The 16,125-nt window shown below is 38.1% G+C and carries 10 protein-coding genes; 4 read left to right on the top strand and 6 right to left on the bottom strand.

Annotation, left to right across the window (positions count from 1 at the left end):
- Positions 1–99 precede the first annotated feature (99 nt).
- The 5 genes from O1450_RS07020 to O1450_RS07000 form a co-directional block, all read right to left on the bottom strand.
- Positions 100–2,739, bottom strand: a complete 2,640-nt coding sequence (locus O1450_RS07020; RefSeq protein ID WP_050040059.1) for a bifunctional aconitate hydratase 2/2-methylisocitrate dehydratase — start codon at positions 2,737–2,739, stop codon at positions 100–102.
- 259 nt (positions 2,740–2,998) lie between these two features.
- Positions 2,999–3,358, bottom strand: coding sequence for a hypothetical protein (locus tag O1450_RS07015; RefSeq protein ID WP_269230434.1), 360 nt, complete (start codon positions 3,356–3,358; stop codon positions 2,999–3,001).
- A 103-nt stretch (positions 3,359–3,461) separates the two neighbouring features.
- Positions 3,462–3,944 (bottom strand): DUF4124 domain-containing protein, encoded by a 483-nt coding sequence (locus tag O1450_RS07010; RefSeq protein ID WP_269230221.1) that lies wholly within the window; start codon positions 3,942–3,944, stop codon positions 3,462–3,464.
- A gap of 131 nt (positions 3,945–4,075) precedes the next feature.
- Positions 4,076–8,581: a translocation/assembly module TamB domain-containing protein gene (locus O1450_RS07005; RefSeq protein WP_269230220.1), complete on the bottom strand. Its 4,506-nt coding sequence runs from the start codon at positions 8,579–8,581 to the stop codon at positions 4,076–4,078.
- Positions 8,582–8,629: 48 nt separating this feature from the next.
- Positions 8,630–11,356 (bottom strand): autotransporter assembly complex protein TamA, encoded by a 2,727-nt coding sequence (locus O1450_RS07000; RefSeq protein WP_269230219.1) that lies wholly within the window; start codon positions 11,354–11,356, stop codon positions 8,630–8,632.
- 163 nt (positions 11,357–11,519) lie between these two features.
- Here O1450_RS07000 and O1450_RS06995 point away from each other — a divergent pair, with 163 nt between their 5' ends.
- The 4 genes from O1450_RS06995 to O1450_RS06980 all read left to right on the top strand — a co-directional run bounded on the left by O1450_RS06995 (position 11,520) and on the right by O1450_RS06980 (position 15,214).
- Positions 11,520–12,839 carry an MFS transporter gene (locus O1450_RS06995; RefSeq protein WP_269230218.1) on the top strand — a complete coding sequence of 440 codons (1,320 nt, stop codon included), beginning with the start codon at positions 11,520–11,522 and terminating at the stop codon, positions 12,837–12,839.
- Positions 12,840–12,842: 3 nt separating this feature from the next.
- Complete coding sequence (coq7, locus tag O1450_RS06990; RefSeq protein ID WP_269230217.1) at positions 12,843–13,478, top strand: 2-polyprenyl-3-methyl-6-methoxy-1,4-benzoquinone monooxygenase; 636 nt, start codon at positions 12,843–12,845, stop codon at positions 13,476–13,478.
- 173 nt (positions 13,479–13,651) lie between these two features.
- Positions 13,652–14,737: a tRNA (uridine(54)-C5)-methyltransferase TrmA gene (gene trmA / locus O1450_RS06985; protein WP_269230216.1), complete on the top strand. Its 1,086-nt coding sequence runs from the start codon at positions 13,652–13,654 to the stop codon at positions 14,735–14,737.
- Between the two features lie 249 nt (positions 14,738–14,986).
- A complete protein-coding gene (locus O1450_RS06980; RefSeq protein WP_004661846.1) occupies positions 14,987–15,214 on the top strand; it encodes a hypothetical protein in 228 nt (75 codons plus the stop codon).
- A gap of 46 nt (positions 15,215–15,260) precedes the next feature.
- Here the strand turns inward: O1450_RS06980 and O1450_RS06975 are convergent, their stop codons facing one another.
- Positions 15,261–15,998, bottom strand: a complete 738-nt coding sequence (locus O1450_RS06975; protein WP_269230215.1) for a phosphodiester glycosidase family protein — start codon at positions 15,996–15,998, stop codon at positions 15,261–15,263.
- Positions 15,999–16,125: the final 127 nt, after the last annotated feature.

Below are 16,125 nucleotides of genomic sequence, written 5' to 3'. Positions count from 1 at the left end.
CTGATTACTCAGCCCTTATTTTAGCTTTTTGCTCAAACAAAGCATAGCTTTGTTCTTGCGCTAGGGAAAAGCCTTTCGGCTTTTCTTGATCCTAGCTCATTAAGTCAATTGAGCAGCTTGAATCTTCTTAGTATCAACTTGATCAGCTTCTTTAGTATATTCGCCCATCTTGTCGAAGTTTAAGTATTTGTAGATGTCAGCAGCAGCACTGTCGATTTGCGACGCGTACTGTTGATATTCTTCTGGACTTGGCAATTTACCAAGAACAGCAGCTACAGATGCAAGCTCAGCAGAAGCTAAGTAAACGTTTGCACCTTGACCTAAACGGTTAGGGAAGTTACGAGTAGAAGTCGATACACATGTAGTGTTCGGCGCTACACGTGCTTGGTTACCCATACACAATGAACAGCCCGGCATCTCTGTACGCGCACCAGCACGACCATAGATGTTATACAAACCTTCTTCCATCAATTGATGCTCGTCCATACGTGTTGGTGGAGCCAACCATAAACGAGTAGACAATGAACCACTTGGTACTTTGTCAAGTAACTGACCCGCAGCACGGAAGTGACCAATGTTGGTCATACAAGAACCGATGAATACTTCATCAATTTTGTCGCCTTGAACGTCAGAAAGAAGTTTCGCGTCATCTGGATCGTTCGGGCAGCAAAGAATTGGTTCTTTAATGTCAGCAAGATCGATTTCGTAAACTTTTAAGTATTCTGCATCAGCATCCGCTTTTAACAAGCTTGGGTTGTCTAACCACTTCTGCATGTTTTCAGCACGGCGCGCCATTGTACGAGCATCGCCATAACCTTCTGCGATCATCCACTTCAACATGGTGATGTTAGAACGTAAGTATTCAGCAACTTTCTCTTCAGAAAGTGTGATTGAACAGCCAGCAGCAGAACGCTCAGCAGATGCGTCAGAAAGTTCAAATGCTTGCTCAACAGTCAAGTCATTTTCCATTTCTGATAAATCGATCTCAAGGATGTTACCAGAGAAGATGTTTTTCTTACCTTTCTTCTCTACAGTTAAGTCACCAGCTTTGATCGCATAGTAAGGAATCGCATGTACAAGGTCACGTAAAGTGATACCAGGCTGCATTTTACCTTTGAACTTAACAAGTACAGATTCAGGCATATCCAGTGGCATAACGCCAGTTGCAGCTGCGAACGCAACAAGACCAGAACCCGCTGGGAATGAAATACCGATTGGGAAACGAGTATGTGAGTCACCACCAGTACCAACAGTATCTGGAAGTAACATACGGTTTAACCAAGAGTGGATAATACCATCACCTGGACGTAAAGATACACCACCACGGTTCATGATGAAGTCAGGTAATGTATGGTGAGTTGTTACGTCAACTGGTTTTGGATACGCAGCAGTGTGACAGAAAGACTGCATCACTAAGTCAGCTGAGAAGCCCAAGCACGCTAAGTCTTTTAACTCGTCACGCGTCATAGGACCAGTTGTATCTTGAGAACCAACAGTTGTCATCTTAGGTTCACAGTAAGTACCCGGACGGATACCTTGACCTTCAGCTAAACCACATGCACGACCAACCATCTTCTGAGCTTGTGTAAAGCCTTTACCAGTGTCAGCAGGTTGTACTGGCGTACGGAATAAAGTAGAAGGTGCAAGACCTAATTCTTCACGTGCTTTCGCAGTTAAACCACGACCAATGATCAAGTTAATACGACCACCCGCACGTACTTCATCTAAAAGTACAGGCGTTTTAAGCTCAGCTTCTGCAATTTGTGCACCGTCTTTGAATGCAGTTACTTTTGCAGCAGCATGATCAATTTTCAATACAACTTCGTCGCCCATGTTCATGTTAGCAACGTCGATTTCTACAGGTAATGCACCTGCATCTTCCATTGTATTGAAGAAAATTGGAGCGATCTTAGAACCTAAGCACACACCACCATCTTTTTTGTTTGGAATGTGTGGAAGTTCGTCACCGAAGAACCAAAGTACAGAGTTAGTTGCAGATTTACGGCTTGAACCCGTACCAACAACGTCACCCACGTAAGCAACTTGGTTGCCTTTCGCGATCAATTCTTTGATTTGGTTTAATGGACCAACTTCACCTGGTTTTTCAGGATTGATACCGTCACGCTCGTTTTTCAACATTGCATTTGCGTGTAATGGGATATCTGGACGGCTCCAAGCGTCTTGAGCTGGAGATAAGTCATCAGTATTCGTCTCACCTGTTACTTTGAACACAGTGATTTTGATTTCTTCTGGAACGTCAGCACGGCTTGTGAACCATTCTGCTTCAGCCCAAGATTGTAAAACAGCTTTAGCCGCAGCATTGCCTGCTTTTGCTTTGTCTGCTACGTCATGGAATGCATCAAATACAAGAAGAGTTTTCTTTAATGCTTCTGCAGCTAATTCAGCAAGCTCAGCATTGTCAAGAAGTTCAACTAAAGGAGCAACGTTATAACCACCAAGCATCGTACCTAGTAAGTAAACTGCACGCTCTTTAGTTACAAGTGGAGAAGTTGCTTCGCCTTTTGCTAGAGCAGCCAAGAAAGCAGCTTTAACATACGCAGCTTGGTCAACACCTGCTGGAACACGGTTTTCAAGCAAATCTACTAAAAATGCTTCTTCGCCTGCTGGTGGATTTTTTAATAAAGTTACAAGTTCAGCAGTTTGAGCATCATCAAGCGGCTTCGGTGGGACTCCGAGTGCGGCACGTTCTTCAACGTGTTGGCGGTAAGCTTCTAGCACAGTGTTATTCCTCTTTTTTAAAAAATTACTTGTAAGTTCCAGCTTGCTACAAGCTATACAAGTAATATGGACAGCAAAATTTTACTAGACTTCGCGTTAAAAGTTAATGCAACTACCGTATTTCTACGTGATGCCCATTATTTTATAGCGAAATGTTCGTCTCTTTTGAATACCGCTTTGGTCTTAGATCAAAGCCAAATAAAACAACAGATTAGATCTATAAAAAAAGACAACACGTGTTGTCTTTTCTGTGAATCCATTAAAATGATTTATACTTTGGTAGCTTATCATGTGGTGTTGCTAAGCATTGCGCTGTAAATTTTTGCTTCAACTGTTCACGTTCTGCATCAGGATTTGCCTTGAGCTGGTCAACAGGTAACGCATATACCGTCTCAATAATTTCAAAAATAAATTTACGTGTTGTTTCATCTTCAATTTTAGTCGCATGTTCTATTGCTTGCTTGTGTTCAATTCCATTTTGGCGATCTAAAGTAATTGAACGTGCTGCATTCCCCACACTGACACAATAACCATGCCACTGTTCTGCCGGAGTTAATGGTTTTTTATCTGCACAAGCAACGAGAACCAAACCTATTGCAATCAATAAAACTTTCTTCATCATCATACTGCGACTAATTTGATGCACACATCATACTGAAAGTTGTTCATTTTGCAAAAAAGAAGCGTTTAAATCGGTATGAGCTGCAATAAAATAATACAAATCATTTACTGCATCGCATGCTATTACCCATTTTCTGACATTTACCGCCTATAGAAGAAAGATACGTTGTGCCTGCAACTAAATTATAAGGTTTACCTTTCGCATCCCAACATCTTACACCATTACAATTCTTCACAGGGATCAGTGCTTCACTCGCGGCTGTAATGGTTACATTTGAGGTTGCAGTAGTTGTACCTGTTGATTTCGCAGTTTGTGTCGTTACCGTTGGAACATTTTTTTGTTCTTTGTTATTGGCCACAGAAACATTTATCGCACTGGGAGTTGTCACCGTTGTATTTATATTTTTTTTAGTTGGATCAAGTTGAGGATCTTGCTTCTGAGTGGGCGGTGGTGTTGCAGAATAAGTCGTTACCCCTTTCGAATCGACCCATTTATAATACTCTTTTGCATGTGCTTGGAATGTAAAGCTGAGCAATATTAAGCCTATAGTTGCCAAAAGTTGACTTAAAGTGACAGGTTTCATTCACTATCTCCAAAAAATGTCATTAATCTATATATTTTTCAATAACTTATTTTTATTTTAACATATTTTTAAAAATATCTAGCATAAAAAAACCTGCTTTATTTTCATAAAACAGGTTTTCTAAAAAAGCTTTAAAAGCGCCAGTTATAGAATACGTCAATGGCTCGCTCTAAAGATTGACTTGCTTCTAAGTATAAACGGCGATTCATTTGATAACGCAAGGTCAATTTATTTACAGGTGTAAACACGCCTATACCATAACGAATAAACAGGTCTGGCGTGATATAGCCCGTTAAACTCACTTGGGTGTCATCACCTGTACCCTGTGCATCAAGTGCTAAACCACTGAGACCAAATGTTCGACCGATCTGATTCGTTAACGCGCGCGTTCCTCCTAAGCCCATACTGATGCCTGCGGCTGCAATGGTATTATTTACATCAGATTTAAAGCCTTCTGTATTACTTAGGCCGCTACTTCCTTCATTGATACGACCTGTAACTAGCGCATTCAATGCTTCTTGTTCAGATAAACCTGCATCATTATAAATTTGAACATTTGGAACGGTTGCTGTCCCAGTAACACGCAAACCAACCATACTACCTTGGACTGATTTATTCGCATCAATATCAAGTGTTGGATTCGCAAGTGGACCATTAAAACGTGCGATTGCTCGGTTCAAATCTAAGCTTTGACCATAAGCTTCAATCTTCACTTTCTGACTTACACCAATTGCACCATTTGCTCGCATTGCAGTTTCTAAACCACGTTGTGATAAATGCAAGCGACCAACCAATGGAATATTACTTTCAAAACCTTGGAAGATCACTTGATTGCCCAATGTCAGTGTCATATCCGCACGAATATCCCACGGTTTAGCTGCTTTCAATGTCGCAAGCAAATCTTGTCCTTGCTGTACGACTCGTACATCTGGTGAAATATTTACAACTGGTGCAGTAGTCTCTGGCATTGAAATACGAGCACGTGGTACATCAATCGTTCCTCTTAAACTCAATTGTTGTTTAAATGGGTAAACATCCAAATTTAAATCTGGTTGCACGATTGCGGTAATCATCGGCGCTTGTCGAATTAAAAGATTATCGCCTTTCAAGCTAAGCGCGAGATGAGGATCTTCTTTCCAATCAAAGCTACCTTTTAATCGCCCAACCCCTTGTCCACTGTTGAACGCACCATCAATACTTGCTGAATCTTGTCGAATAGACGAATAAAGCTGAATGTTGTTTAGATTTACAGGCAGTGAAATCATACTAATTGCACCATTTTTTAAGCGCATTTCACCTGTAAATTGTGGTTGAGTCAGTGTGCCATTAATTTTTCCAGCAAGTGCTAATGTCCCCGCCATTGAACGTACATCTTTAATAAATGGCTTGAATACTTTGAGTTGTACATCATCAAAAGCAACTTCACCACGCATTGGCATTCCATTTTGAAATGGATTCACGATCACGTTAGCGTAACCTGTACCAATGTCTGGTGTTTTCATATCCACACGGAATAACAAGCCATCATTGACACTTTTCGCAATTAAGCTCAATTCATCATAGGTAACTGTGGTCGCAATATCTTGAGGATCATCAGGTGCAAGGCCCAATGCCCCTTTGCGTGTGACTAAACTTGCATCTAGTTTTGGGCGACTACCTTTAGCCCACGAAGCTCGAGCATAACCATTGAGTTGACCAGTAACTGCTAAACCTTCTGGCATAAATACCGCAAAATCATTTAAATCTAGATCTTTTGTAACAACTGAAAAATTACCTTTATTTTGGCTAATACGTGCCGATTGATCCAAACAAACCTGACTATGCAGACTTTGCCAACAATGCTGTCCAATATAAAGTTCAGATTGAGCTGTAGAATAAATGATCGCCGCGCTTTGATTTTGTACTAAATCAATACGGCGTGATTTAAAGTGACCTTTTTGTAATTGTCCTAACCATTCATTGTTCTGATTGAAACCACCTGCAAGCTGTACATAAAAATTAGATTGGCGATTATTACTTTCAACTTTTAATATATGTGCTTTGCGCGTACCACCCAAATTAATCATTGCATTTTCTATTTCACGATTACCACTACGTAAATGATCAACTTTGGCAACTAATAATGTAGGTGTTGCTTCAGAAGTAGGCAATTCACCTTGAATACGTAAAGATCGAATACTCGCCAATTCATTAAATGCAAAATTATCCACGGCAATATTGGCTGTTGCTTTTAAACGTGGTTGTGATTGAACGTTTAAAACGCCGTAGGCACGACCTTGCAAACCCGGATAAAGCTCATACAAGGCTGGAGCATTCAGTTTCACTCTTAAACTTTGTGCATTGCCTGTGGCTTGTAACTGGTTCTGAGCATAGGCAAAAAATAAGTTATTGGCTTCAAACTGTTGCGGTAAAAAACCTTTCTGATTGGAGTCTAACAATAAAGTAAGATTGCCACGACCACGAACAGGTTTATTATTGAGAAAACCTGCCGCGTTTAAATCCCGAATATCAATGCGCTTAAGCTTTTCAGACCAAACACCTTGTGTTTTAACATGCCCTGAGAGTTCACCTTTAAGTGTTGAAACAAAATACTGTGGTTTGAAGCGTACTAAAGATGCATTGATATCCCAACCAAGTTTATCTTTTAGATTCACAGCACCTGTAGCAAAAATCTTACCTGCCACACCATCATGTTTTAACTCATTAATTTTTATATATTCTGGTGTTCCTGCCACGTTGATTTTCAACAATCCATTGCCTTGATTTAATGCATTTAATGAACCGTTGTAATCAACTGCAAAGCTTTTAAAACCTCCACCAGACTTCTGATCATTAAACATTAATGCGGCTGTACTTTTGCCTTTTAATGCAACGGTTTCTATACGATCTGACTGAACAATTTGACCTTTTAAATCAATACGATCAAGTTGAATGATTTGTTGATTCGGTTTTGCAAAACCAGTTGCTTTAATATCGCCATTTAATAGATTAACAGGTGCAGTAGCAACGACTGTTTGTGGATTGAAATTCTCGGCTTTAAGTTGAGCCTGCCACGCCAACTGTTGCTTTTCAGTAGGTAATTTAACTTTTGCTTGCCCCGACAAACTCCCTTTCGCAGCCTGATAACGAAAGTTTTCAACATTCAGCAGATTTGATTTTATATCAAGACGGGCATCATATTTACCTGTTGGTAATAATGCTTTCTCATGAGGTTTCACTGTTGTAGAAACATAGATATCTTGTTGACCTTGTTTTAAGGCGATGTCGGTATGACCATCTTCACTACTCAACCAACCAATATAAGGGACTGCTCGATCTATATTTTTCCATGCAACATTTAATAGCATCGGCTGCGGTTTTTGATCTTTCGATGCAGCTTGATTGAGTTTAACAGCCCAAGTTTCATATTTATCAAAAGCAAGCTGTGCACTTAAAGCTAAACCTTTTTCCAAAGATCCGGATGAACTTAAATTAGCATCTAAATTAGGTGGTAAAAAATCCTGTGCGATTTGCGGAACAGTTTTATCTTTAGGATTTAAATGATCCAAACGACCTTTAATATCCCATGAAACATGTTCATGCCAATTGACTAAACCTTTGAGCGCAATAGATCCATCCATTAATTGACCATTAAAGTCTTGAATATTCAATTGATTCTTTAGATCTGTCTCCATTAAAGCATTGTATTTACCTTCGGGGATTTGCTCACCTGTCAAATCGGTATCTAGATTTAGGAACAATTTTTGAATATCACCGCTAAATCTTGCCACACCATCTTTGGCAAATAATTTCTGTTCTTGCAACAAAGGTAAATGATAATTTTTAAAAAGCAGTTCGCCTTGCATCGGTACGTGATCACGCACTGGATGTATAACAGCCCAACCCGTTAATAAATCTGGAGTCTGTGTTGCGATACCTGCTTTTAATGTATCTAAAGATCCCGCTGCAACAACTTTAATAGTATGAATATTTAAACTTTTTAACGATGGAATAATTAGATCTGCTTTCGCATTAATTGGATATTTACCACTAAAATCCATTTTTCCTGTAGCATGTTGCACTGCCAAATACCCCATATCCATTTTAGAGTCTTTAAACTCTAATTTGGTTCCAGACCATAGGGCATCTTTCAAGTAAATATCATTAAAACCAACTTTCGATGTTTGAGTTTTAATCTCAAGATGGTCAAGAGTTGCTTCATCTACACGCAATACGAATGGAAGTTTGATTGCATCAAAGGCAAATGGTTTACCTGAAGGCGGTTTTTTGTTGATCACTCTCAGATTACGTACATCAGCATGACTTAAATGTATTTCTTTATTTAAGATTGCGCGCCAACCAAGAGAAACATCAGCACGATCCAAAGTAACATCTACAGCTTTTAATTGAACTAAAACATTCTTAAGGATGATTCCTCTGAGTAAATTTCCACCCTCATATTCATAACGAATCATTTTTTGGCTTTGCAGTACCCGATCTAATAAAAAACGACTGCCTTTGTCGGTAGAAATCATAACGATTAAAGAGCTAACCAATAACAAAAGTATGATCGACAAAATTAACGCAACACTTCTCATGATGCGTCGTTCTGATCTTGGTCCAACTGGTGGCGTTAGTTGCGGTTCTACTTCCGTCATAATCAACCTAAAATTGTTTGAGCTTTTCTAAAGGATGTTTTTAAATTATTAAAGCTGTGAGCCGATGAAGAAATGTAATCGGATCGGGTTATTGTCATTGGAAATACCAGATGCCACATCAAGCCGTATTGGTCCTATTGGTGATCTCCAACGGATACCAACACCAATACTATATTCGGTTGGGTTACTAAACTGTTTGTCATATGCATTACCAAAGTCAGAGAAAATTGCTGCTCGCCAACCATCTTTAAACTGATAATTGTACTCTAAAGATCCTACACCTAAAGCTTGTCCACCGATTTTAAAACCGTTCTCCTCTGGTGAAAGACTTTTGTAATCGAAACCGCGTAAAGACTGGTCTCCACCTGTAAAGAAACGGAGGTTATAAGGCACTTTTTTAAAATCATCTGTGAAAATATAACTGGTGTCAGCTCGACCTACAAATTGGTGATTTTCATTTTCACCCAATGAATAAATAAAACGCCAGCCGCCTGTCAAAATTGCCATATTTGCATTTGAGAATAATGACTCTGTCCCTAATTCAAGCTTGTAGGTTTGCTTAAAGCCTTTAGTTGGATTCAAGCGAGAATTACTATTGGTCTTAGAAAGTTCATATCCAAATAACAAGGACTCTTGTTCCGAATCAATCCCTGATACTTTAAAAGCATCAGGTAATTCATTGATATCAATATCACCTTTTTTAGTTAGACGATCTAAACGGTAACGTAAACCAATGATATGTTGCCAATCACCCAAAGGATTTTTAATAACACGTTCACCACCTAAAACAGCGGACTCAACCAATAAATTAATATCTGGGCCAATGTCATTGCGCTCTTCGCGCTCGTAACCACCCACAAGGTTAAAGTAATCGTTGAGTGGATGTTTATAAGGGATGCTGTATCGCCCATCTATAGATTGACGAATTTGTGACACCTCAATGTTGGCATCAAATGCATGGCCATATTTATTCACAATCGCTCGTCTGTATTGACTACGCACACGAGCACCCGTGTCTGTACCGTAACCAATACCAGTTTCTAAACTATTCAAACGATCTGCATTAAGCGTGACTACGACTGGAATTTTTTTCTCAATTCTCGTTTGCTCTTCTAATTTCTGGCGTTCATCTTCGTCATCATCATGTTCATGTGATAAGGGCATAGAGCGTGCTAGAGCATAGGCTTGAGGGGGTTGACCTCCAGAGAATTGTGTTTCATCAACGACATTTTGCGTCACTTCTTGGGCAGAAGTTACTTTTTGTCTTGCCAATTCTGCTTTCTGTTGACTATTTAGCAATTGGGATTGTTGGATTTTCTGTTGATCGACTAAAGCTTGAAGATCTGGCGCTAACTCTAAAGTAGGCTGAACTGGGTCAGGTTTAATCGTATCTACCAATGTGTAATTAAAATAACGTGTATTCGTTAAGTTATTTGCTAAGGCATTTACACGCCAAAATGCATAGTCATCACCCTCTTTCCAAGGTGCCAAACTATCTAAAACTTTTTGAGTTAAAGGCAATGGCTTAGTTGGATCGCTCATACGATACTCAACTTGTTTAAGTTTATATCGCTCACCCGTCTCATATTTTAGATTAATTTCAGCTACTTTTTCTGGCTGGCTAATTTTGACATCATGCAAACGCCAATAACTATCAAAAAAACCGTTATCTGATGCGGCATTCACTATCTTTGTTTTTGTTGTTTCATATTTACCGTGATTAAAAATGTCCCCTTTGTCTTGTTCTGGGATCAAACGTAAAACTTGGAATTGAGGCAAGTTTTCACCCGCACCAGAAAATTCAATATTTTGCTCTTTAATACGGACGGGTTCATTCGGTGTCACAATGACTTTAACTTTATTATCACTTACCCGTTCAAATTTATACGTAGCATTATAATAGCCTACAGCTTGTGCAGCCTGATTGGTCAACACTCTTAATTGAGGTAAAGCAACGTTAAAGTCTTCAAAAGATTCTTGAGTAAAACTTGATAGTTTTGCTTTTATATTTGCAGCCAACGCAGGGGGAGCACCAGTTACATCAGCGGTAATGCGCGGAATTTTCTCTGCACCCATCAAGTTATCTGGGTGAAAACGATTCCATATTTTTCGGAAGAACCCGACTTTTTCTTTAGGCTGATCACTTTGTGTTTGAAACTCTGGTAATGTTCTACCCGTTTCATTTGCTTCAACGACAATCTTACTGTCGGTTTGAATGTCTTGCATCAGCAGATTAATATCCACTGGAGCCTTAGTAATTTCTATCAGTTCAGGCTGTGAAATGTCATTAACAACTGTTGGCGGATTTTTTGACGTACTTTCTCGATAAGCTTGGGCCTCATTTTTTGCACTCTCAGCCTCACGAAAAATTTCATTTGCCATTATTTGATCAACAGGGATAACTGGCAAATTTTCTAAATTATCATCAAGCTGAATCGGTTTTAATTCATTAATCTGATTATTAGACTGCTCTTGCTGTTTCAATGCCAACAAGCTGTCTTGTTCGGCTTGATTAACAAGAGACTGATTTGTACTGCTTGATAAAACAGTTGATGTGTCCTCAGTATTTTGATCAGATTTAACTTGATTCAAAGACTGTTGGTCTACGGTTTTATTATTTGATGTATCTGTTAATTGTTCTTGCGCACAAGCAGCTGATATACAAGAAGTAATTAAAAAAGTGCTACAAATAAGTTTAGGAAAGCTCTGCATTTTAAATATTAAATGCATAGAATGAACCAACGTTAACTGTTTAAAATTAGCTTTAGATGACATGTAGAACTCTAAACTTATTTTTAATTTATCATTTGTGACTGGTGAAAATACTTCAAATCTTTGATTTTCATCCAATCAAAGATTTGAAGTATCATACATGCATTTTGTAGCATTTTTACAGTACGTCACATTTTTTTATAAAACACAATGAAGTGAACACACGATGAAACAAGATGAGCGCTTAATGACATCACGTCGGTTTGCACCGATGTTTTTCACTCAGTTTTTTGGAGCCTTAAATGACAATGTTTTTAAGCAAGCTCTACTTTTAGTGATCACTTATGGTTGGATCCAGCAACAAAGTGCTCCCGTCAGTACACTCAATAATCTAGCTGCCTTATTATTTATCTTGCCTTACTTTTTCTTTTCTGCAACTGCTGGGCAAATTGCTGATAAATATGAAAGATCTCAACTCATTCGCTTTATAAAAATATTAGAAATTATCATTATGTTGATTGGAACCGCAGGGTTCTTGCTTGGAAATTTATGGTTACTACTTTTTGCATTATTTCTGATGGGGACACACTCAACTTGTTTTGGTCCAATCAAATATGCAATTTTACCAGAAATTCTAAGACAAGAAGAATTGATGTCTGGTAATGCACTTTTCCAATCAGGTACATCGATCGCAATATTATTAGGAATGATTCTTGGAGGTGCAGTCATTGCATCATCGGAAGGAAACTTATTGTGGATTAGTGTCACTGTTGTCATCATAGCTTGCTTAGGCTATTTATGTAGCCGATTTATTTTACCTCAAAAGGTTGCAGCGCCAGATTTACAAATTGACTGGAATTTTTTTCGTACAAGTTTTCAAACTTTAAAATATGCTAAAAGCCTTCCAATCATATTTATTGTTTTGCTCGGTAATTCTTGGTATTGGTTTTATGGCGCAACCTATTTAACTCAAATTCCTCAATTGACCCAACAAAACCTGCATGCTTCTGAAAACGTTGTCAGTCTACTCCTCACCTTTTTCTCTGTTGGTATTGGTGTAGGTTCTTTGCTGTGCAGACGTATCGGTGGTACAGAGATCAATATTAAAATGGTACCTTATGGTGCGATTGGGTTAACGATCTTTGCTTTGTATTTAGCAGCGAGTCTCTCTTTTGTTCCTGAGCGAACTGGCGATTTACTGAGTTTAAAAGATATTTTTACCCAAGGTGCCGTGTACTATCATGTCATGCTTGCCGTGACTTTATTAGGTATTAGTGGTGGATTTTATATTGTGCCGCTATATGCAATGATGCAAGCTTACTCGCCACGTTCTCACCGTGCGCGTGTGGTGGCCGCAAATAATATTCTAAATGCTGTATTTATGGTTTCTTCTGCAGTTTTCTCAATTTTAATCTTAAGCATTTTAAAAATTGATATTAAAATATTATTTACGATTACTGCAGTTTTAAGTGCTATTTTCTCATTTTGGTTATTAAAGCGTTTAAAACCATTGTTGGAAAATGCACCCAATACTTTAGAGGATTAATATATGCGTCATTTTACAGGTATCGATAAACTTATTAATTCTTTTGATCAGGCTTTGCGTAGCTTAGTGCCAGGGGCAACTGCTGCTCAGCGATCTAATCCAGCAAATACAGAACCCTCACAATTATGTGTTAGCGATGCTCGCCATGTAGCAGGTTTAATGCGTGTCAATCATAGTGGCGAAGTCTGTGCGCAAGCGCTTTATCACGGTCAGGCGCTCACTGCAAAGCTGCCTCATGTTAGAGAAGAAATGCAACAAGCTGCGATAGAAGAACAAGATCATCTCGCTTGGTGTGAAGATCGTTTAAAAGAATTAGACAGTCATACGAGCGTGCTCAATCCAATTTGGTATGGTCTATCTTATGGTATGGGTGCAATAGCAGGTATTGCTGGCGATAAATATAGCTTAGGGTTTGTCGCTGAAACGGAACGTCAAGTCAGCCAACATCTACAGGAACATATTCAACAACTTCCATCTCATGATGATCGTTCACGTAAAATTTTAGAACAAATGAATGAAGATGAATTACACCACCGCGAAACAGCCTTAAAGGCTGGAGGTGTTGATTTACCCGTACCTGTGCGTATTACCATGACAGCTATATCAAAATTAATGACTAAAACTAGTTATTATTTATAGGCTTATATGAAAAAACTGAATCAAAGCAGGTAATAATACATTAAAGCCTGCTTGGTTTAAATTCAATACTTCTTTATTTATGATCCACTCTTATATTTCATATAACAGAACTAGGTCGATCTTAATTTTTTTGATACCATTCCCGTTTAGATTTCAGCTGTAGCTTTCTTTTTATGACCGTATCTTATCAACAGCAACTTCAAGAGAAAGTTGAACGCATTACCACACAATTCGCTCCGTTCAATCCCCCAACTTTAGAAGTGTTTCAATCACCTGACCAACATTTCCGTATGCGCGCAGAGTTTCGTATCTGGCATACAGAAGATGATTTGTTCTATGCCATGTTTGAACGCGCTGAAGATGGTAAACAAAAAGAAGTTATACGAGTTGATGAGTTTCCAATTGCAGATCGCAGCATCAATGATTTGATGCCACGTTTATTAGAAGAATTAAAAGCAACTGCTATTTTATCGCAACGTATTTTTGAAGCTGATTTCCTCGCCACATTGAGCGGAGAAATGTTGGTGACTTTAATTTATCATCGCCGTTTAGATGCAGATTGGGAAATCGCTGCGAAAGCTTTAGCAGAAAAGCTGAAGATTAAAATTATGGGGCGTAGCCGTGGCCAAAAAGTGATTATTGGTGACGACTACGTGGTTGAACAACTCAATGTTCATGGTCGTACTTTTAAATACAAACAAATTGAAAGTAGCTTTACACAACCCAATGCACAAGTGTGCCAACATATGTTGGAGTGGGCTTGTGATGCTACTGAAAGCTCTGAGAAAGACCTATTAGAATTGTACTGTGGTAATGGTAACTTTACTCTACCACTCTCTTTGAAATTTAAACGTGTCCTTGCAACTGAACTTGCTAAATCTTCAGTCTACGCAGCGCAATGGAACATTGAGCAAAACCAGATTGAGAACATTCAGGTGGCGCGTTTATCTGCCGAAGAGTTTACTCAGGCGTATCAAGGTGAAAGAGCGTTTAGACGACTCCAAGAAGCAGAAATTGATATTCAAAGCTACGACTTTGACACGGTTTTTGTAGATCCGCCACGTGCAGGAATTGACGACGAAACACTTAAATTATTACAAGGTTTTGAGCGTATTCTTTATATTTCATGCAATCCAGATACCTTACATGATAATTTAAAAACACTCAGTCAAACACATCGCATTATAAAATTTGCTATGTTCGATCAATTCCCTTTTACTCATCATGTGGAATCTGGTGTATTGCTCGAAAAGATTTAAACAAATTATTGCAAAGTAACCATTAAAAATAGAGAGTTTTCATAACTCTCTATTTTTATTTAAAGTTTTTACTAAAAAAAATGATGTTTTTCAAAGATCAAGTCATTCAACTGTCATAATTTCGTTAGAAACAAAAAGAATCATCGAAAAAACTGAAGTTCAACTGCTGCTTTTATCACTTAAGATGACTTGTATTTTATTTTAAAGTGACTATATTTCGATCTATGTTAGGTTGTATATGAAGGCTCTATGAGTTTTTGGCAAAAATTGTTTAATGCAGATCAGCAATATAATGAACACAAGAACCAAACCTCTTGCGTTGAAAACGATTGTTCTTGCAAATCAAATGAACAACTACTAGATGCTTTAGTCAAAGCGACAGATGAAGATGTGATTAAAGGTATAAAGAAAGTCCTCATTTCCCGAGGTTATAGCCGCAAAGAGCTTCTTGCACTTATCAAGACGCCAATTCAATAAAAATAAGTGCTTCTCATCTTCTAATGCATAGAAGATGAGAAGTTGATTAATTACAATTCTCTTGAGCAATTTCACCAACGATTGGACCTAAATTAAAAGTCTTGTCATGACGTTTAGTTTGGGAGGAATATAAACTTGAAATTGAACCATCCAAATATAAGGCATTATCAATTTTTAAATTTTGCTTGAAAAATTGTGAAAACTGATAAAAATTGACTCGTTGTTGTGAAATTACAAAGTACAAATGATTATTTCTAACACCGACTCCATTTCTTATTTTTAGAGAATTTGAATCTGCTACAAATTGGCTATTTACTTGGCCTTTATAAACCAACATTGGTCCAGACTGCGTAGCAAACCGTGGCTTAAATCTCATGGATTTATAATCTGTCGTTGTTTTAATTACAGCATATTTATCATTCCATGCAAGCACGCCATTTGGTTGCATAAAAAAATTACCAAATCCTTGCGCTTCATTGAGTTCAATAATTTCTTTACCTTCTTCAACATATAAACCGACAGGTTGAAAATCCGGGTGATACATACCTGCATTCATAGCAAAACTTAGATGTTCACATGTTGGAAGCACTTTTTGGATATGAGCAATTTTTTGATAATAACGAGCATTCTTTGGATCTTTTAGGAAAAGTCTGAGTTGCTGTAAATGCTCTACTTTAATTACATCATATGAAATATTGTCTACTTTAATTATTTGATGCTGCATCGCATAAACATGAGACATACAAATACTGACCAATGAGGCTATAAACCATTTTTTTAGCATAATTTAATATTGTTCAAATCGACTAACCTCATTGTCCCACAATGTATTTCAACATAAAAAGAATAGATACAATCTCCACACATAATCGTATAAATGAGTCTTTAAATGCACTCGATAGATTCATATT

Origin of the sequence: Acinetobacter sp. TR11 (assembly GCF_027105035.1) — a bacterium.
GTDB lineage: Bacteria > Pseudomonadota > Gammaproteobacteria > Pseudomonadales > Moraxellaceae > Acinetobacter.
This window is presented reverse-complemented; position numbering and strand designations above follow the sequence as displayed.

What these genes read in the sequence shown, in the direction of transcription:
- O1450_RS07015 (WP_269230434.1), bottom strand. Translation starts at nt 3,358, where the DNA reads ATGAAGAAAGTTTTATTGATTGCAATAGGTTTGGTTCTCGTTGCTTGT.
- O1450_RS07010 (WP_269230221.1), bottom strand. Translation starts at nt 3,944, where the DNA reads ATGAAACCTGTCACTTTAAGTCAACTTTTGGCAACTATAGGCTTAATA.
- O1450_RS07005 (WP_269230220.1), bottom strand. Translation starts at nt 8,581, where the DNA reads ATGACGGAAGTAGAACCGCAACTAACGCCACCAGTTGGACCAAGATCA.
- O1450_RS07000 (WP_269230219.1), bottom strand. Translation starts at nt 11,356, where the DNA reads ATGTCATCTAAAGCTAATTTTAAACAGTTAACGTTGGTTCATTCTATG.
- O1450_RS06995 (WP_269230218.1), top strand. Translation starts at nt 11,520, where the DNA reads ATGAAACAAGATGAGCGCTTAATGACATCACGTCGGTTTGCACCGATG.
- coq7 (WP_269230217.1), top strand. Translation starts at nt 12,843, where the DNA reads ATGCGTCATTTTACAGGTATCGATAAACTTATTAATTCTTTTGATCAG.
- trmA (WP_269230216.1), top strand. Translation starts at nt 13,652, where the DNA reads ATGACCGTATCTTATCAACAGCAACTTCAAGAGAAAGTTGAACGCATT.
- O1450_RS06980 (WP_004661846.1), top strand. Translation starts at nt 14,987, where the DNA reads ATGAGTTTTTGGCAAAAATTGTTTAATGCAGATCAGCAATATAATGAA.
- O1450_RS06975 (WP_269230215.1), bottom strand. Translation starts at nt 15,998, where the DNA reads ATGCTAAAAAAATGGTTTATAGCCTCATTGGTCAGTATTTGTATGTCT.